The sequence below is a fragment of the Tardiphaga sp. 20_F10_N6_6 genome (assembly GCF_052076045.1).
GTDB classification, from domain to species: domain Bacteria; phylum Pseudomonadota; class Alphaproteobacteria; order Rhizobiales; family Xanthobacteraceae; genus Tardiphaga; species Tardiphaga robiniae.
In genome coordinates, this window is the sequence record NZ_CP197239.1 from 755499 (window position 1) to 774059 (window position 18561).

General features: G+C 62.3%; 19 protein-coding genes. 13 read left to right on the forward strand and 6 right to left on the reverse strand.

Features of this window, described 5'->3' with window-relative positions:
* The first annotated feature begins 438 nt into the window (after positions 1-438).
* The 10 genes from AB7813_RS03470 (at position 439) to AB7813_RS03515 (ending at position 10755) form a co-directional block, all read left to right on the forward strand.
* A complete protein-coding gene (locus AB7813_RS03470) occupies positions 439-1536 on the forward strand; it encodes an ABC transporter substrate-binding protein (RefSeq protein ID WP_175369097.1) in 1098 nt (365 codons plus the stop codon).
* Entirely contained in the window at positions 1514-2554 is a 1041-nt protein-coding gene (locus tag AB7813_RS03475) for an ABC transporter permease (RefSeq protein WP_175369096.1), read from the forward strand. Before AB7813_RS03470 ends, AB7813_RS03475 begins: the two co-directional genes overlap by 23 nt.
* Positions 2548-3339: an ABC transporter ATP-binding protein gene (locus AB7813_RS03480; protein WP_175369095.1), complete on the forward strand. Its 792-nt coding sequence runs from the start codon at positions 2548-2550 to the stop codon at positions 3337-3339. The genes AB7813_RS03475 and AB7813_RS03480 overlap by 7 nt, the downstream gene beginning before the upstream one ends.
* A gap of 116 nt (positions 3340-3455) precedes the next feature.
* Positions 3456-4412 carry an ABC transporter substrate-binding protein gene (locus AB7813_RS03485; RefSeq protein ID WP_175369094.1) on the forward strand — a complete coding sequence of 319 codons (957 nt, stop codon included), beginning with the start codon at positions 3456-3458 and terminating at the stop codon, positions 4410-4412.
* Between the two features lie 25 nt (positions 4413-4437).
* On the forward strand, positions 4438-5301 hold the full coding sequence (locus AB7813_RS03490) for an ABC transporter permease (RefSeq protein ID WP_439064622.1): 864 nt from the start codon (positions 4438-4440) through the stop codon (positions 5299-5301).
* Positions 5294-6100 carry an ABC transporter ATP-binding protein gene (locus AB7813_RS03495; RefSeq protein ID WP_439083469.1) on the forward strand — a complete coding sequence of 269 codons (807 nt, stop codon included), beginning with the start codon at positions 5294-5296 and terminating at the stop codon, positions 6098-6100. The genes AB7813_RS03490 and AB7813_RS03495 overlap by 8 nt, the downstream gene beginning before the upstream one ends.
* 168 nt (positions 6101-6268) lie before the next feature.
* Positions 6269-7411 carry an acyl-CoA dehydrogenase family protein gene (locus AB7813_RS03500; RefSeq protein WP_439083468.1) on the forward strand — a complete coding sequence of 381 codons (1143 nt, stop codon included), beginning with the start codon at positions 6269-6271 and terminating at the stop codon, positions 7409-7411.
* Positions 7412-7436: 25 nt separating this feature from the next.
* Complete coding sequence (locus AB7813_RS03505; RefSeq protein WP_439063846.1) at positions 7437-8531, forward strand: LLM class flavin-dependent oxidoreductase; 1095 nt, start codon at positions 7437-7439, stop codon at positions 8529-8531.
* Positions 8528-9472: an ABC transporter substrate-binding protein gene (locus tag AB7813_RS03510; RefSeq protein WP_439063847.1), complete on the forward strand. Its 945-nt coding sequence runs from the start codon at positions 8528-8530 to the stop codon at positions 9470-9472. Before AB7813_RS03505 ends, AB7813_RS03510 begins: the two co-directional genes overlap by 4 nt.
* Positions 9473-9714: 242 nt before the next feature.
* A complete protein-coding gene (locus AB7813_RS03515) occupies positions 9715-10755 on the forward strand; it encodes an aliphatic amidase (protein WP_439063848.1) in 1041 nt (346 codons plus the stop codon).
* 163 nt (positions 10756-10918) lie between these two features.
* On the opposite strand, the gene AB7813_RS03520 is transcribed toward AB7813_RS03515, so the two are convergent.
* From AB7813_RS03520 to pxpB, 3 genes are read right to left on the reverse strand one after another with little or no spacing between them, the layout of a single operon-like run.
* Positions 10919-11689, reverse strand: a complete 771-nt coding sequence (locus AB7813_RS03520) for a LamB/YcsF family protein (protein WP_068731711.1) — start codon at positions 11687-11689, stop codon at positions 10919-10921.
* Positions 11690-11720: 31 nt separating this feature from the next.
* A complete protein-coding gene (locus tag AB7813_RS03525) occupies positions 11721-12767 on the reverse strand; it encodes a biotin-dependent carboxyltransferase family protein (RefSeq protein WP_439063849.1) in 1047 nt (348 codons plus the stop codon).
* Entirely contained in the window at positions 12764-13495 is a 732-nt protein-coding gene (pxpB, locus tag AB7813_RS03530) for a 5-oxoprolinase subunit PxpB (protein WP_439063850.1), read from the reverse strand. Before pxpB ends, AB7813_RS03525 begins: the two co-directional genes overlap by 4 nt.
* A 252-nt stretch (positions 13496-13747) precedes the next feature.
* On the opposite strand from pxpB, the gene AB7813_RS03535 reads away from it, so the two are divergent.
* Together AB7813_RS03535 and AB7813_RS03540 are read left to right on the forward strand one after the other, a co-directional pair.
* Entirely contained in the window at positions 13748-14446 is a 699-nt protein-coding gene (locus tag AB7813_RS03535) for a ribonuclease activity regulator RraA (protein ID WP_089264363.1), read from the forward strand.
* Positions 14447-14584: 138 nt separating this feature from the next.
* Positions 14585-14989 (forward strand): (R)-mandelonitrile lyase, encoded by a 405-nt coding sequence (locus AB7813_RS03540; RefSeq protein WP_439083467.1) that lies wholly within the window; start codon positions 14585-14587, stop codon positions 14987-14989.
* Positions 14990-15028: 39 nt separating this feature from the next.
* Here the strand turns inward: AB7813_RS03540 and AB7813_RS03545 are convergent, their stop codons facing one another.
* On the reverse strand, positions 15029-15493 hold the full coding sequence (locus AB7813_RS03545; RefSeq protein ID WP_439064623.1) for an Lrp/AsnC family transcriptional regulator: 465 nt from the start codon (positions 15491-15493) through the stop codon (positions 15029-15031).
* Between the two features lie 156 nt (positions 15494-15649).
* On the opposite strand from AB7813_RS03545, the gene AB7813_RS03550 reads away from it, so the two are divergent.
* A complete protein-coding gene (locus AB7813_RS03550; RefSeq protein ID WP_068731723.1) occupies positions 15650-16663 on the forward strand; it encodes a 1-aminocyclopropane-1-carboxylate deaminase in 1014 nt (337 codons plus the stop codon).
* A gap of 54 nt (positions 16664-16717) precedes the next feature.
* On the opposite strand, the gene AB7813_RS03555 is transcribed toward AB7813_RS03550, so the two are convergent.
* Positions 16718-17512, reverse strand: coding sequence for a transporter substrate-binding domain-containing protein (locus AB7813_RS03555; RefSeq protein WP_439083466.1), 795 nt, complete (start codon positions 17510-17512; stop codon positions 16718-16720).
* Positions 17513-17621: 109 nt separating this feature from the next.
* Positions 17622-18380: a DUF2147 domain-containing protein gene (locus AB7813_RS03560; protein ID WP_439083465.1), complete on the reverse strand. Its 759-nt coding sequence runs from the start codon at positions 18378-18380 to the stop codon at positions 17622-17624.
* Positions 18381-18561: the final 181 nt, after the last annotated feature.

Consider the following 18561-nt stretch of genomic DNA (forward strand, 5'->3'; position numbering starts at 1 on the left):
TATCTCTAGCCCTCATCCTGAGGAGCCCGCCGTTAGCGGGCGTCTCGAAGGATGGCCGCAGACTCGGAGCGCCGGCATCTCATGGTTCGAGACGGCGCTTCGCGCCTCCTCACCATGAGGGGAGCGCGCGTTTGCGAGAGAACTGTTTTGCTTCAACTGCGTCATCAGTAGAACGCTTCCTCAGCGATAAATTGCGTTCTCTCCCGGCGCTGCTCTCATTGGAGATAATCTCTCCAACCTGCGCGACATTCAAAATTCCATTTTATTGACCGAAGCCGCCGCGCTGCGCATCCTCGTACCATCGAAATCACAGGGGCGGGAGTCGGCGGACTCTCACGGCTGAGCTTCCACTCAACACATTGACCATCGCATCAGCGCGAGCCGCAACACCATCCGTTGCGGCCATGGGCAGCGCTGTGCCGATCGCAAGGAGACCAGATGTCGAACGATGATCACAACCGCAAGCCGCTGATGGATCGCCGGTCGCTGCTGCGCGGCGGCGCTGCAGCAGCATTGGCCGCACCACTCGGCGTATGGGGCGCGCAGGCGTTCCCGTTCCGGCAGGCGTCACCCATCGATTTTTCCGAATTTCCAATCTGCAGGACCGCATCGGAGGCGCCCGCGCTCACCGGTGCACCGCGTAAATTGAAGCTCTCCTGGAATGCCGGCGCGGTCTGCCTTGCGCCGCTGCCGGTCGCCATCGATCATGGCTTCTTCCAGAAGCAGAACCTCGATGTCGAGCTGGTCAATTACAGCGGCTCGACGGACCAGCTTCTCGAAGCCATCGCCACGGGGAAATCCGATGCGGGCCTGGGTATGGCGCTGCGCTGGCTGAAGCCGTTGGAGCAGGGCTTCGACGTCAAGATCGTCGCCGGTACCCATGGCGGCTGCCTGCGCGCGCTGGCGCCGGCGAAGTCGGAGGTGAAGAGCGTTGCGGATTTCAAGGGCAAGACCATCGCCGTCGGCGATATGGCCGGCCCCGACAAGAACTTCTTCTCGATCCAGCTCGCGAAAGCCGGACTTAATCCGGACAAGGACGTCGAGTGGCGGCAATATCCCGGCAACCTCGTGCGGCTCGCCGTGGAGAAGGGCGAAGCACAAATCGGGCTCGCCTCCGATCCGCTGGCCTATCTCTGGCTCAAGGATGGCGAGCTGAAGGAAGTCGGCTCCAATCTCGATGGCCCCTACAAGGATATCAGCTGCTGCATCGTCGGTGTGCGTGGCAGCCTACTGCGTGACGATCCACTGGTCGCGCGCGGCCTGACGCAGGCATTGCTCGATGCCGCAATGTTCGCATCGCAGAATCCTGAGAAGGCTGCGAAGTCGTTCCAGCCCTATGCGCCGAAGAATGCCACCGTCGAAGATCTGCTGGGTATGGTGAAGTATCACACCCATCATCATCACCCCGTGGGCGATGCGCTGAAGCGCGAGCTGAAATCCTACGCTGACGATCTCAAGACGGTTTCCGTGTTCAAGCCGTCAACCGACACCACCAAATTCGCGGAGCGCATCTATGCCGACGTATTCCGCGTCTGAGATCTCATCGCTTGGCGGTGACCGCGAGACCGCGCTTATTGCTGGCGATGGTGGACTTCAATTCGTCAACAAGCTTCGTTTCAGCATCACGGGGATCGGGGCAGGGCTCGCCTGGCTGGCTTTCGGCCTGTCGTGCCTGCGATGGCCGGATATCGGCGACTGGCCACGCACCGAGGCTGTAGCCTATACGGCATTCGCGATTGCTGGCGGCATCGCGATTGCGACCACGGCGCAGGCAGCACTCGGCAAATTCGGCGACGGCGTGCAGCGACGCGCGCCCTGGCTGTTTGCCTTGGGAGTGTTCCTGACGCTGTGGGAGCTTGCGACGGCGAAATTCGGCTGGCTGCCGCTGCCGTTCTTTCCACCGCCGCAGTCGATCGTCGAGGTCTATACCGACGACCTGCCGAAGCTGCTCGATAGCGCTTTCGCCTCGGTGAAGCTGCAGCTTGGCGGCTACTTCATCGGCGCGGTCGTAGGCTTCCTCACCGGCGTCTCCATCGGCTGGTCGCGGCTCGCGGGTTACTGGGTGCATCCGATCCTGCGCTTCATCGGACCATTGCCGGCGACTGCCTGGCTGCCGATTGCGTTCTTCACGTTCCCGTCCGCCTGGAGCGCCAGCACGTTTCTGATCGCGCTGGCCACCGGCTTTCCGGTGACAGTGCTGACCTGGTCGGGCGTGGCCAGCGTCAGCACCGCCTATTACGACGTCGCACGAACGCTTGGCGCAAAACCGTCTTTCCTGGTGACCAAGGTCGCGATCCCGGCGGCGCTGCCGCATGTGTTCGTCGGTCTGTTCATGGGGCTCGGCGCATCCTTCGCGGTGCTGGTCGTGGCCGAAATGATCGGCGTGAAGGCGGGCCTCGGCTTCTATCTGCAATGGGCGCAGGGCTGGGCGTCCTACAACAACATGTACGCGGCACTGATCGTGATGTCGCTGCTGTGCTCCGGCGCGATCACGCTGCTGTTCAAGGTGCGTGACCGGCTGCTGGTCTGGCAGAAGGGTGTCGTCAAATGGTAGCGCTGGCGACAGCATTCAAGCCAGCGGCGACGGGCGCGTCGCTCGACGTCAAGGGCGTCAGCCACGCCTTCGACATCGATGGCAGCGTGCTGCCGGTGCTCGACGATGTCAGCATCAGCGTTGCGTCCGGAGAGTTCGTGGCGCTGCTCGGCCCGTCCGGCTGCGGCAAGTCCACGCTGCTCCGATTGGTGGCGGGTCTCGAGCCGCCGCGTGCCGGCACGCTGGATGAGGATGGCGTCGCCATCACCGGCCCTTACCCGTCCCGCGTTGTCGTGTTTCAGGACCCGACGCTGTTTCCGTGGCGGACGGTGTGGGACAATGTTGCGCTCGGGCTGGAAGCGCAGGGCGTACTCAAGACGCAGCGTCACCGCGTCGATGCGGCGATCGATCTCGTCGGCCTCGGAGCCTTCCGGAAGGCCTATCCGCATCAGCTCTCGGGCGGCATGGCACAGCGCGTGGCATTGGCGCGGGCGCTGGTGAACGATCCGCGCATCCTCGTGCTCGACGAGCCGCTCGGCAAACTGGATTCGCTGACACGCATCACCATGCAGGCCGAACTGGTGTCGCTGTGGCAGCGCAACGGCTTCACGGCACTGCTGGTGACCCATGACGTGGAGGAGGCGCTGTTCCTCGCTAATCGCGTCATCGTGTTCAGCGATCGTCCGGCGCGGGTAACGGCGGATATCACGGTCGACCGGCCCTATCCGCGCCATCGCGGCGATCCGCATCTGGCCGAGCTGCGACGGCAGATCCTGCGACTGCTCGGGCTGGACGCGACGTGGTGAGCTCCTCCCGATTATGATCCGTTGCGGGTGAGGGCACACTCCACCGATAGCTGTATACGAGGCACGGTTATTGCATTCCTTTTGGGCTGACACACGGTTCAGCCCAAGGGAATGACATGTACAGCACCAACCGACGTGATTTCATCCGCCTGACGGCCATTGCCGCGGCGCTGTCCACGACCAGCATCAAGGCCTTCGCCGCTGACCGCGTGGTCAAGATCGGAACGCTGAAGCTCATCCACGGCGTCACGCCGTATTTCTACGAGAAATTCGCGCCTGATGGCGTCAAGTTCGAGGTGATCCCGTTCGAAACCCCGACCGACGGCAAGAATGCCGTCGTGACCGGCACCGTCGATTTCGGCATCTTCGGTTTTGCCGCGGCGACGCTCGGCGGCGCCAATGGCGAGCCGGTTGTCGTCATCGCATCTGCCTGCAATCGGGGCATGGCGGTCGTCGCCAAGAAAGATTCCGGGATCAACACGATCAAGGACCTGAAGGGCAAGAAGGTCGCGATCCTGCCGGGCTCGACCCAGGAAGTCGTGATCCTCGATCGCCTCTCCGCCGAAGGCATGACGGTGAAGGACGTCGAGTCCGTGCGTCTGTCGTTCAGCGACATGGCGCCGGCGCTAGCCCGCGGCGACATCGACGCCTATGTGGGCGCCGAGCCCGGCCCGGGCATCAGCCTCGCCAATGGCGTCGGCCAGATCGTCGAATATCCCTACACCACGCCGACCGGTTCGCTGAACATGGTGCTGGCCACGCGCCGCGAACTGATCGAGAAAGATCCCGAGCTCATCAAGGCGCTGCTCAAGACCCACCGCCTGGCCAGCGAATATGCCATGAAGGACCGCGAGGCCTTTATCGCCATCGCCATGCAGAAGCTCGGCCAGCAGAAGCCGTCGATCGAGAAGGCAGCGCCGAATGTAGAGCTGACCTGGAATATCGACGACCAGTTCATGAAGCAGGCGGAATATTACGGTGGCCAGATGCTGTCCAAGAAGCAGATCCGGCAGTTGCCGGACTACAAGACCTTCATCGATGCTAGCTTCGTGAAGGCGCTGGCGGCCACGTGAGCGCATCGTGAGCCTGCAAAGCACGATGGACGATACGTCCAACAGGGTCCAGCTTGCGCCGGCAGCGGAAATCCCGGTGCCTGCGGCCGGTAAGCGCGGGCAGGGCGTGCAGCGGGCGCGCACAGTCGCACTCGCGCTGATCGTGCCGGTCTGCCTGATGGTGATTTGGGACGTCATGGTGCGCTGGACAGGCACGCGGCTGGTGCCGTCGCCCTATGGCGTCGCCGTGATGATGTGGGATTTTGCTTTCGGCGGAATCTATGACGACGCGTACAGCGCCAGCCTGCCGATCCATTTCTGGAAAAGCGTGCAGCGTGTCTATGGCGGCTTTCTCTGTGCGGCGGCGGTCGGCATTCCGCTCGGGCTGATGATCGGGCGCATGCCGCTGTTGCGCAAGCTGCTCGACCCTACGCTGTCACTACTGCGACCGATCCCCGTGACGGCATGGCTGCCGCTGTCGATGATCTTCTTTGGCCTCGGCCCGCGCGCGGCGATCTTCCTGGTATTCCTCGGCGCGTTCTTTCCGATCCTGCTCAACACCGTGTTCGGGGTGCGATCCGTCGATATCAGGCTGTTCGAGGCTGCGGAAATGCTCGGCTGCAGCGGCGCGCAGCAGTTCCGCTCCGTCGTTTTACCGGCAGCGCTGCCGAGCATCTTCAACGGCCTTCGTCTCGGTGCCGGTTTCGCTTGGATACTGATCGTGGTCGGCGAGATGACCGGCGTGCCCGAAGGGCTCGGCGCTGTCATCATGGATGGCCGCACACTGTCGCGCACCGATCTCGTGATCACCGGCATGATCATCATCGGCATCACCGGCTTCGTGTCGGATCGCATCCTGCTGATGCTCAGCAACTACTTCCTTCGCTGGAGCCCACAGCATCATGCTTGATCGACCAACCACAATTGCGCCTGATATCCTCGAGGTCAGCGACGTCGAGAAAGTCTATCAGGCCTCCAACGGTCCGGTCGAGGCGTTGCGCGGTGTCAACCTCACCATCCGCAAGGGCGAGTTCGTCTGTCTGCTCGGAGCCTCGGGCTGCGGCAAATCCACATTGCTGCGCATCGTCGCCGGTTTCGAGAAAGCTTCTCAGGGCTCGGTGACCATGTACGGCTTTTCGGTCGACAAGCCGGGCCCGGATCGCGGCATGGTGTTTCAGGATTATGCGCTGTTTCCGTGGCTGACCGTGCGCGACAATATCGGCTTCGGCCCCAAACATCGCCGTGTCGCGAGCAAGGTTGTGGACGAACTCACCGACAAGTTCATGGCCATGGTCGGGCTAACGGCCTTTGCCGATCGCTATCCACACCAACTCTCCGGCGGCATGAAGCAGCGCGTCGCCATCGCGCGCGTGCTGAGCAACGACACCGATGTGCTGTTGATGGACGAACCGTTCGGTGCGCTCGATGCGTTGACCCGCAGCAAGCTGCAGGAGGAGCTCGTCGAGATCTGGAGTACCACCGGCCTCACAGTGATTTTCGTGACGCATTCGGTCGAGGAAGCCGTGATGCTGGCGGATCGCGTCATCGTGATGTCCGCGGGACCCGGCCGTATCGACTGCGAAATCGAGGTCGACCTGCCGCGCCCGCGCGACGTCGCATCGCCGGAGTTCAACGCTTTGCGGCGCGAGGTGACGCAGAAGCTCACGAGCCATATCGCCGGCAGTCGGGCCAAGGCGGCAGATTCCTGAATCGGGCTTCAAAATCGCGCGAATAAAATTCTCGCCTGAGGTCATCGGGGAGAATTTTCACCTGTGGGTCTGAGGCCCATCAGTCCCGCTGTCGTTATTTCCGGGTACCGCTTGTAACGCCTGCCGAACGGCATTCTCTAGGGTTAGAGAAGCCGAAAGCAATACGATATGGACGCGGTTCCCAGCATAATCGACAGAGTTAATTTGCTCGTTCCGGGCTTTGCGGAACGTGCGTCATCGCATGATCGTGCGGCAAGTTTTCCATTCGAGAATTTTCAGGAACTGTCCGAGGCGGGCCTTCTGGCGCTGCCGGTGCCAAAGGCCCTGGGCGGCGCGGGCGTCGGGGTGCGCGAGGCTGCGCGCGTCGTGAACGCGGTTGGCAAGGCCGATGCCGCGACTGCGCTTGTATTGGCGATGCACTATATCCACCATCTGGTCATCACGCGGAATGGCAACTGGCCCGCGCATCTGGCGCAGCGCGTGTCGCGCGACGCCGTGAATGGTCTGGCGCTGATCAACGCATTGCGCGTCGAGCCCGATCAGGGATCGCCATCGCGGGGCGGTCTGCCTCAAACCACAGCGAAGCGCACGGCCCAAGGCTGGCGCATGACCGGCCGCAAGATTTATTCGACCGGTGCGCCGATCCTCAAATGGTACACTGTATGGGCCAAGACAGACGAGCCGGATGTGCGCGTCGGCGTCTTTCTGGTGCCGGCGGGTCTGCCGGGCACCGAGATCGTCGAGACCTGGGATCATCTCGGTCTGCGCGCCAGCGGCAGCCATGACGTCGTGTTCGACGACGTGCTCATTCCGCTCGACAACGAGGTGGATCTGCGCCGTCCCGGCGAGTGGGGCGCGCCGGATGTGTCTCAGGCGACCGTCCAGGCCGTGCTCGTCGGTGCGGTCTATGACGGCGTGGCGCGGGCGGCGCGTGACTGGCTGATCGACTTTCTCAAGACCCGCACGCCCTCAAGCCTCGGCGCGCCGCTGGCGACGCTGCCGCGGGCGCAGGAGATCGTGGGCGGCATCGAGGCGAAGCTCGCGGTCAATGCGCGCCTGCTCGACACTTTCGCACGGGACATCGATGACGGTGTTACGCTGACGCCGGTCGAAGCCAATATCCTCAAGCTCACCTTCACCAATAATGCCGTGGCCGTCGTCGAGGATGCGCTGTCGCTGACCAGCAATCACGGACTGACCCGCGCCAATCCGCTGGAGCGGCATTATCGCGACGTTCTGTGCGGCCGCGTGCACACACCGCAGGACGACAGCACCAAGATTTCCGCCGGACGCATCGCGCTCGGCATCTGAACAACAGCAGGAAGTGGAGAGACCCATGTCCGTCGAATTCATCGGCTTCATCACCAACAATGACGCATCCGAGACCCGCGTGCGCTCCGGCCCGGTGCTCGATCCCAGCTATATCGAAACCGTCGCGAAGGCGCATGAGCTCGCTGGGTTCGACCGCGCGCTGCTCGCCTTCCATTCGACCTCGCCGGACGGTCTGCAGGTCGCGCAGCATGCGCTCGGCGTGACCGAGAAGCTGAAGGTGATGATCGCACAGCGTCCAGGCTTTACTGCGCCAACCGTTATCGCCCGCCAACTGGCCACCATCGAGAATTTCCACCATGGCCGCGTCTCGCTGCATGTCATCACCGGCGGCAATGCCAAGGAGCTGCGGCAGGACGGCAATACGCTCGACGACAAGGACGAGCGTTACGCCCGCACCAGCGAATGGCTCGATATCATCAAGCAGGAATGGACCAGCGAGAAACCATTCGATTACAACGGCAAATACTATCAGGTTGAGGGCGGCTTCTCGCAGGTGAAGCCGACCGTGCCGATCCATGTCTTCGTCGGCGGCGCGTCAGATGCGGCCATCGACGTGTCCGGCAAGCATGCCGATACGTTTGCGCTGTGGGGTGAATCCTATGCGCAGGTCCGCGACGTCACTGGCCGCGTACGTGCTGCTGCTGCGAAATACGGCCGTCCGGCGCCGCGCTTCAGCCTGTCGGTGCGCCCGATCATCGCCGACACCGAGGAGAAGGCCTGGGCCAAGGCCGACGACATTCTCGCCCGCGCCACCGCGCTGCAGGACAAGACCGGCTATCGCAAGCCGGCCGATGGCCATGCCACCGCCGGTGCGAAGCGTCTGCTGGCGCTGGCCGAGCAGGGCACCCGCATCGACAAGCGGCTGTGGACCGAGATGGCGGCGCTCACCGGCGCCAACAGCAACACCACCGCGCTGGTCGGCACGCCTGAGCAGGTCGCCGAAGTGTTCGCCGATTACTACGATCTCGGCGTCAGCCATTTCCTGATCCGCGGCTTCGATCCCCTGATCGACGCCATCGATTATGGCCGCGAACTGATCCCGCGCACCCGCGAACTGATTGCGGCGCGTGATGCCGCCAAGGGAGTTGTCGCAGCATGAAACGGCTCATCCTCGCCGCCGGCCTGATCCTCGCGGCCTTCGCATCTTCGGCGCATGCCGAGACGACGCTGATCGTCGGCGACCAGAAAGGCAATGCGCGCGCCGTGATGGAAGCATCCGGCGTGCTGAAAGACGTGCCTTACAAGATCGAGTGGAAGGAATTCGCGGCGGCAGCGCCGCTGCTGGAAGCGCTCGGTGCCGGCGCGCTCGATAGCGGGCTGGTCGGCGATGCGCCCTTCACCTTTGCCGCAGCGGCCAACGTGCCGGTCAAGGCAATCGGTGCGATCCGGCAGACCGGCGATGGTCTCGCCGTGCTGGTGCCGAAGGACTCGACGATCAAGAGCTTCGACGATCTGAAGGGCAAGAAGATCGCCACCGGCCGCGGCTCGATCGGGCATCAGCTCATTCTCGCCGCGCTGGAACAAAAGGGCTGGACGGCGAGCGATGTGCAGATCGTGTTCCTCGCTCCGTCGGATGCCAAGGTCGCTTATACCCGCGGCTCAGTCGATGCGTGGTCGACCTGGGAGCCCTATGTGAGCCAGGAAGAGGTGCTGTTCCAGTCGCGTGTCCTGCTGAATGCCGAGGGCCTGACATCGGGGCTGAGCTTTGTCGTGGCGACGCCGAATGCGATCCGCGACAAGCATGCCGAACTCGAGGACTATCTCCGCCGCCTCACTGCGGCGCGCGCTTGGGCGCTGAAGAACGCGGATGCTTACGCGCAGACCTGGGGCAAGCTGATGAACGTGGCGCCGTCGGTGCCGCTGAATTGGCTGACACGCGCAAAAATCCGCATCGCACCGATCGACGATGGCGTCGCCGCGGATGAGCAGAAGACCATCGATCTCTATCTGCGCAGCGGACTGATCAAGCAGAAGCTCGATGCCAATGCGATTGTGGATCGATCGTTCAACGATGCCATCGGGAAGGGTGCGGGCCTGTAGACTCTCGATCCAGACCCGGCAATTGCTACTTAAACTCTGTCATGCCCGGGCTTGTCCCGGGCATCCACGTCTGTGCCGCAAGCAGTAAAGGCGCGGATGGCCGGGACAAGTCCGGCCATGACGGTGTTTGCATCGAGGACGTCTCGCTGTCGCCAGAGCCACAACCCGCACATCCGTAAATCCACGTATTCCCGGTCTCCCTCCGTCGGCCCACCATCGCCCGGCAACGGAGACCTGCGCAGATGCATCACGGCGATATTTCATCCAGCAAGGACGCGGTCGGCGTCGCCGTCGTGAATTACAAGATGCCGCGGCTTCACACGAAGGCCGAGGTGTTGGCCAATGCGCAGAAGATCGCCGACATGATCGTCGGCATGAAGATCGGTCTGCCCGGCATGGATCTGGTGGTGTTCCCGGAATATTCGACCCAGGGCATCATGTACGACTCCAAGGAGATGTACGAGACCGCCTCGATCGTGCCCGGCGACGAGACAGAGATTTTCGCGGCAGCCTGCCGCAAGGCCAAGGTCTGGGGCGTGTTCTCGTTGACCGGCGAGCGGCACGAGCAGCATCCGCACAAGGCGCCGTACAACACGCTGATCCTGATGAACGACAAGGGCGAGATCGTTCAGAAATATCGCAAGATCATGCCATGGGTGCCCATCGAAGGCTGGTATCCCGGCAATTGCACTTATGTCTCCGAGGGGCCGAAGGGCCTGAAGATCTCGATGATCATCTGCGACGACGGCAACTATCCCGAAATCTGGCGCGACTGCGCCATGAAGGGCGCCGAACTGATCGTGCGTTGCCAGGGCTACATGTATCCGGCGAAAGACCAGCAGGTGCTGATGGCCAAGGCGATGGCCTGGGCCAACAACACTTATGTTGCCGTTGCCAATGCCTCAGGCTTCGACGGCGTCTATTCGTATTTCGGCCATTCGGCGATCATCGGTTTCGATGGCCGCACGCTCGGCGAATGCGGCGAAGAGGATTACGGCATTCAATATGCGGCGCTGTCGAAATCATTGATCCGCGATGCGCGCCGCACTGGACAGTCGGAGAACCATCTCTTCAAGCTGCTGCATCGCGGCTATACCGGCACGATCAATTCCGGCGAAAGCAACAAGGGTGTCGCGGCGTGCCCGTTCGATTTCTATGCGAACTGGGTCAACAATCCCGACAAGGCGCGGGAGAATGTCGAAGCCTTCACGCGGCCGACGGTCGGTGTCGAGGAATGCCCGATCGAGGGACTGCCGCATGAGGGGATGTTGAACGATCGGTGATGAATTCACTGTCATTCCGGGGCGCGTGCGCATCTTTGCGCATGCGAACCCGGAATCTCAAGATGAGTCCCCACTGTCCGCCCCCGTCATGTTAGAGGTGATGAACATTTTGATTCCGGGGTCGCGCGCGAAGTCGCACGCGCCCCGGAATGACGGTGGAGTTCTAAAGCGCCGTCTTGAACGGCGCCACATCGATCCCCGCCGCCTTCAATCCATCGCGCACATGGCGGCCAAGTTCGACGGCTCCCGGCGTGTCGCCGTGAATGCACACGGTGTCCATCTTCATCTTGATCACCTTGCCAGTGATCGAGATGACCTCCCCGGTCTGTGCCATCTTCACCACACGATCAGCAACCATCACCGGATCATGCAGCACCGCGCCGGGCTTCTTGCGCGAGACGAGATTGCCGTTGTCCTCATAGGCGCGGTCGGCGAACACTTCATGTGCCAAGGGGAGGCCGGCGGCTTCGCCTGCGGTCACGAGCTTGGAATTCGCCAGCACCACGAAGGTCAGATTTCGGTCGACCGCCTTGATGCCGGCGGCGATGGCGCGGGCGGTCATGTCGTCCTCGCAGGCGACGTTGGAGATCGCGCCATGGGCCTTCACATGGGTGACCTTGTAGCCTTCCATGGCGGCGATCGCCTGCAAGGCGCCGATCTGGTACGCGATCAGGTTCTCGATCTCGAGCGCGGTGAGACCGACGATAGGCCGGCGGCCGAAACCGTGCAGGTCGCGATAGCCGGGATGGGCGCCGATCCTGACGTTGCGCGCCTTCGCAAGCTGCACCGTCTTGCGCATCACATCGGCATCGCCGGCATGATAGCCGCAGGCGATGTTCACGGAGGACGCGAGGTCGATCATCGCGGCGTCGTTGCCCATCTCCCACATGCCGAAGCTTTCGCCGAGGTCGCAGTTCAGATCGATGGTCGCCATAGTCGTGCTCTTTCGTGAGTAGGATTCGAAATCAGTCTTGCGCGTCTGCCGTCTGCGGTGCCTGCCACGTATTGTCATCGGTTGCACTGACGGCGACACCAGCGACATTGGACGACAGCAGCGCCTTGATGTCCAACATCAGGATGTTGGAATCATGGACACGGCCGGGCAGGCTCTGCAGCAGTTCGGCGAAGGCACGATATTCGGCCTGCGCCTCGGCCATGGTGATGGCTTTAAAGCGGAAAGCGCGGCCCGGCTGGGTCTGGCCGAACCGGCCGAGATCCGTCGAGATCACGGTCGCGATTTTCGGATAGCCGCCTGATGTGCCACGGTCGGGCATCAGCACGATGGGCTGGCCGTTGCCGGGTACCTGGATCGAGCCGTTCACGGTGCCGTCGGAAACGATGTTGTGCCCGTGCAGATGTTTGATGACGGGGCCTTCAAGGCGATAGCCCATGCGGTCGCTGGTCGCCGAAATCTTCCAATCACTGTTCAGGAACAGATCCTTGGCGTCACCGAATTCATCGTCTTGTGGTCCAAGCACCACGCGGATCGGACCTTCGGCCGGCGCAGGCAAATCGATGCGCTTCTCGTTGGCGCTGCTGGCAGCCGCCACCAGCAATTCGTCACCGGCCTGCAGCGGGCGCGGATAGGGACTGCCGAGACCGGCGCGGGCATTCACGGCGAGACTGCCGAACATCGGTTCGCCGCGCACGCCGCCTTCGATGGCGAGATAGCCGAAGGTGCCGGCGCGAGCGACGCCGAGATTGAGGCTCTCGCCGTCGGCCAGCGTGACGGATGTATTGACGTTGAAGGGGGTGCCCGCGATATCGGCCGGCCGCGTCGCGCCGGTCAGCGACACACGCACGGCGCCGCCTTTGGCGGTGAAGACTGAATTGAGCGGGCCGAGTTCAATGGTGGCGGCGAACAGCGTGTTGCCGAGCAGGGCATTGGCGGCGGCCATCGCCAGTCGATCGACGGCACCCGATGGCACCAGGCCATAGCGCTGTGCGCCGAACCGGCCGACATCCTGCACTGACGTGCCGGGGCTCACGGAAGTGACGATGAGCTTGCTCATGATGCGATCAGCTCCGCGACGAATGCACCGGCTTCGGCCGCGCGGTCCTGCTCGGCAAATGTCTTCTCGTCGACAGCGGCGAAGGTGATGGCGTCGCCGGGTTCAAGCAGGAAGATGGGATCGCGGCCGAGCTGATAGGTGCGCACGGCGGTCCGTCCGAGCAGATGCCAACCGCTGGGGCCGGCAAGGCATTGCACGCCGGTCTGGATGCCGCCGATGGAGATCGTGCCGGGCGGCGTCAGCAGCCGGGGATTCTGTCGGCGTGACATCTGCATCGAGCTCGGCAGCCCGCTGAGATAGGACCAGCCCGGCGTGAAACCGATCATCGCCACCTTGTAGTCGCCGCCCACATGGCGCGCGACCACTTCGTCCGGCGTGATGTTCAGCGCCTTCGCGACGTCTTCGAGATCGATGCCGTTTTCGCCGCCATAGGCGACCGGGATGCGCCAGCGCCGGGCCGCCTTGGCCTCGGGTAGCGGCTGGAGTGCCAGTTCGGTCAGCTTTTCACCCAAAGCATCGAAGCGGATCTGTAGCGGATCGTAATGCACCAGCAGCGAACGATAGGTCGGGACCGTTTCGGTGACGGCGGCGAGGCCGGCCGACGCGACGAGTTTGTCGAGCGCCAGCACCCGGCGGTTGGCTTCCTCGTCGATGGTGCGGCTGAATTCGACGGTGATGGCAGCATCGCCACTGGGGAGGATGCGGGGCGGGGAGAGAGCTGCGACCATGGCCTCACAACGTCAGTATTGGACGACCATGCATAGCGCGTTTTACCAGCGAGTGGAATTCGCAATCTGAAAATAGCCGTGCATCTTCAATAAATTAATACGCATGTTGGCGATAAGCCGTACTGATCGCAGAGGTTTCATCACATTGCATGGCGCTTTGAAGCAGCAGCCCTTGACGCGCTGGCATTCCACCGCAAGATGCGCCGCCGTAAGTCCAACGTCCTGCACCCTCTGACCTGAAGAGCCCTGCGTATGTCCCTGACACCCGAAGCCATTGCCACCCTGTCGAAGGTCACCACCGCGACCATCACCACCGTTCTCCTGAAGAAGGGCCTGCGCAATGTCTGGCTGCGCGGCGCCAAGCCGCTGCGCCCCGGTCAGCCCCGTCTCGTCGGTCCGGCCTTCACCCTCCGTTTTGTGCCGGCGCGCGAGGATCTCGCGACCCCGGAATCGTGGTCGTCGCCGATCTCGACCCGCACCGCCATCGAAGCCATGCCGGAAGGCTGCATCGCCGTGGTCGACGCCATGGGCATCACCGACGCCGGCATCTTCGGCGACATCCTCTGCGCCCGCATGCAGAAGCGCGGCGTCGCTGCGCTGATCACCGACGGCGTGGTGCGTGACATCGAAGGCGTGCTCGGCACCAATCTACCGGTCTGGTGCGACGGCTATGCCGCTCCGCCGTCGGTTGCCGGCCTGACCTTTGTCGGCTGGGGTGAACCGATCGGCTGCGGCGGCGTTGCCATCTTCCCGGACGACGTCATCGTTGCCGACCAGGACGGCGCTGTCGTGATCCCGAAGGCCTTCCTCGATCTAATCCTCGCCGAAGGCGCCGAGCAGGAGCGCATGGAAGCCTGGATCGTCAACGAGGTGAATAACGGCGCCACGCTGCCCGGCCTGTATCCGATGAATGCCGAGACCAAGGCGCGCTACGCCGCGTCGAAGAAGTAATCAACCAACTCAATACCCTCATCCTGAGGAGCGGCCGCTTGGCCGCGTCTCGAAGGGCGAGGGAGTGTTCATCCCTCATGGTTCGAGACGGCGCTGCGCGCCTCCTCACCATGAGGGCCAGAGACTGGAGACCGTGCCATGAAGCTTTTCCCCGCAGGTTCGCGCCCGACCAAAAGGGCGCCAGAGGAATACTTCACAGGCACGGTCTGGCAGGATCCGGTCATTGTCGCCGAAGCGCCGGCGCGGCTTGTGACATTCCGCGTCAGCTTTGAGCCCGGCGCACGCACCGCCTGGCACACGCATCCGTTCGGGCAGACGCTCTATGTCATCGCGGGCGTCGGGCGCTTTCAGACCGAAGGCGAGCCGGTCGTTGAGATCAAGCCGGGCGACACCGTCTGGATTCCACCGGGCGAGAAACACTGGCACGGCGCGGCGCCGACCATTGGCATGACCCATATCGCCATGCAGGAAGCGCTCGACGGCAAGACCGCGGATTGGATGGAAAAGGTCAGCGCCGAACAATATGCGAAGCCGGTCGGCTAGGACGGCCAGGCATTGCCGGGTACGAGGACGACGCTGGGTTCAAAAGTCTAGCGGCGCATTGTCCACCACCTCTTTCATAACGAAAAAGGTTCGGGTCTGGCGGACGCCGGGCAGCGCGATGAGCTGCGTGCCGTGGATACGATTGAAATCGGCCATGTCGCCGACGCGGATTTTTAGGAAATAGTCGAAGTCGCCGGCGACCAGGTGGCAATCGAGAACAAATTTCAGTTTGGCCACCGCCTTTTCAAACACTGCAAAGCTTTCCGGCGTCGAACGATCGAGCACGACACCGACCATGACCAGCGCGCCGCGGTTGACCTTCTCGGGCGCAATGATGGCGCGCGTATTCCGGATATAGCCCTCGTCAAACAGCTGCTGAGTGCGGCGATGACATGTGGCGGGACTGACATTCACCTTCGCGGCCAGATCGGCATTGCTCAGACGTCCGTCTTTCTGCAGCAAATGCAGCATGCGAAGTCCGATTTTATCTAGATTTTGAGCCATGAAAGAATCTTCCGAATTTTTGGAATTTAATGCGTCATACTTCCAGTTTATATGGATATAATACGACATACAGCAGATAGCAGCCATATCTTTGAAAGCACCTTCCGCACCGAAAATGCTAGGTGTACCGCCAGTTTTCACGACAACAGGTGTCACATGCTCGAAGGCTTCGAACGCTATCCGCTCACCTTTGGACCCACCTATATCGAGAAGCTGGAGAAGCTCTCGGCCCATCTCGGCGGTAAGGTCGAACTCTACGCCAAGCGCGAGGACTGCAATTCCGGGCTAGCCTATGGCGGCAACAAGTTGCGCAAGCTCGAATACATTATCCCCGATGCCATCGCGTCGAACGCCGATACGCTGGTATCGATCGGCGGCGTACAGTCCAATCATACACGCATGGTTGCGGCCGTTGCGGCCAAGATCGGCATGAAGTGCCGGCTGGTGCAGGAGAGCTGGGTGCCGCATGAGGACGCCGTCTACGACCGTGTCGGCAATATCATGCTCAGCCGGATCATGGGCGCGGATGTGCAGCTCGTCGACGAAGGCTTTGACATCGGCATTCGCCATAGCTGGGAAGAGGCGATCGAGGATGTGAAGGCCAAGGGCGGCAAACCCTACGCCATTCCAGCCGGTGCCTCCGTGCACAAATTCGGTGGGCTCGGCTATGTCGGCTTTGCCGAAGAAGTCCGGGCGCAGGAGAAGGAACTCGGCTTCGCGTTCGACTACATTGTCGTTTGCACTGTGACCGGCTCGACCCATGCCGGCATGTTGGTGGGCTTCGCCAAGGACGATCGTCAGCGCAGGGTCATTGGTATCGACGCATCTTTCACGCCGGCTCAGACCAAGGCGCAGGTACTTGAGATCGCGCAGAACACTGCCAAGCTGGTCAAATTAGGCAAAGACCTCGTCGAGGATGATGTGGTGCTGATCGAGGACTACGCCTATCCCGTCTATGGCGTGCCATCGGAAGAGACCAAGGACGCCATCCGTCTCTGCGCGCGTCTGGAGGGCATGATCACCGACCCTGTCTATGAAGGGAAATCGATGCAGGGGATGATCGACCTCGTGCAGAAAGGTTATTTCCCTGAAGGATCCAAGGTGCTCTATGCACATCTCGGCGGCGCGCCGGCGCTGAATGGATATGGCTACGCGTTCCGTAATGGATAGCTGTCGTCACATCGCGTGCGCCGGCTTGGTGTCCGGCGCACCGATTACCTCCGGTCACTCGAACCAGCGGTTGACGGTCGCACGGAAACTGCCGTCTTCCTGCATGATGTGCAGCCACTGATCGACGAAGGCCTTCAGCGCCACATCGCGCTGCAGCCAATAGGCCTTCTCGGCGAAATCGAACGGCGTGTCGGGATGCACGGCGCAGAGTACACCGTGATGCAGCTTCTGCTGATAGCGGGTCTCTGACGCATCGGTCATCATCAGGTCAGCACGGCCCTGTGCGATCTCGTCGAAGATGCGGGTATTGTCGTTGAAGACGGTGATCTCGGCTGATTTGATATGCGTCCGTGCAAAGCGCTCATTGGTGCCGCCTGGATTCACGATCACCTTGATACCTGGCCGATCTATCTCCGCGAGCGTGCCGAATTTCCCTGCATCGGCGCAGCGCGCGATCGGCGTCTTGCCCTCGCGCATGATGGGTATCGAGAACATGCCCTTCTTCTGCCGGTCCAGGGTGATCGACACGCCGCCCATCACCACATCGAACTGGTCTGCCGCAAAGTCCGCTGACAGTTTTGGCCAGCTGGTCTTCACATAGTCGACCTTGACGCCGAGTGCTTTTCCGAGCGCCTCCGCCATCTCGACGTCGAAGCCCTTGAACGATGTCGTGACAGGATCGAACGCGCTGAACGGCATGTAGTCGCCGGTCAATCCAATACGCAGCGTCCCCCGGGCAATGATATCGTCGAGGCGGGACGGTGAGGGCGCAGGGGTCGGCGTCTGTGCCTGCAAGGGCGCGGCAAGCAGCAGACAGGCCGCCAGCCAGGCGGCGATGATCCGGATCATGACGTCTCCCCCGTTTGTATCGCGAAGCGCACCGTTAAGGGGCGCACCGCGTTACGATCAGCTTACAGGGGATGTCGGACCTTTCAATCGACGAGCGCGTCTGCTGGGATCAGTTCACCCGCGTCCAGGTCTGTCCGCCGCAGAACATGCCACCGAAGGCGCAGCCCTGAACACGCAGCGTGTCACTGCCCTTCAGAGCGATGGTCGATTCGTAGGTGCTGCCGCTGTTCGGATCGAAGATCTTTCCCGCCCATTTGTTGTTGCCGGGCTTCATGTTGATCAGCACCTTCTCCCCATTGGCCTCGGTCTTGGCATTCATCGAATAGCCGCACAGATTGGCGCCGCATTGTTCGATGCGAACCTTGCCTTCCTTCTTCTCGGTCATCCAGATGCCGAGCGGCGTTGCCGCGGCGGCAGACGTAACCGGTGCGGGCGCATCCTGCTTGTTGACTGGATCTGTGGGCGGTGCGTTGGCGATGACCGTAGGGGGCGCAGATTTCTCGGCAGGCGCGGGAGCCGGGGCAGGCTGCGGGACCACCGCGACGGATGGCGTGACAGGTGTCGCCGGAGCTGCCGCCTCCTTTGGGGCGACAACGGGCTTCTGCGTCTCCACAGGCTTGGCCGTCTGTTCGGATCGCGGAGTGTTGGGGGCCTGCTCGCGCGTCTCGCGGTCACGCTCGCGCTTGCTGCGCTTGGTGCCATATTCGTAGACGCCGGGAATGGAAACCGAGATGCAGTCCGTCGAGTTGCAGTCGCTTGGCGCTTCGATGGTAATGGTGCGACCGCCGATGTCGAACGAGTAGCTGTCGCCGGCCTGAGCGGCGGTGCTGGCCAGCAGGATAGCGGCGAGGGCGAAGAGCGGCTTCATGTGTCCTCCAAAGCGGTTGAAATCCCGCCCCTGAACCGAGCCGCGGATGCGCCGGAACACTGTGATCCGCGTCACTCAGGGGGAATTGCAATTGCTTTGGTGTGTGGCGCCGACTGAAGAAGTGGTTCAATCCTGCGCCGGACATCTTCTGTTTGAGGCAGCGTGATAGGCCCCAACGCCG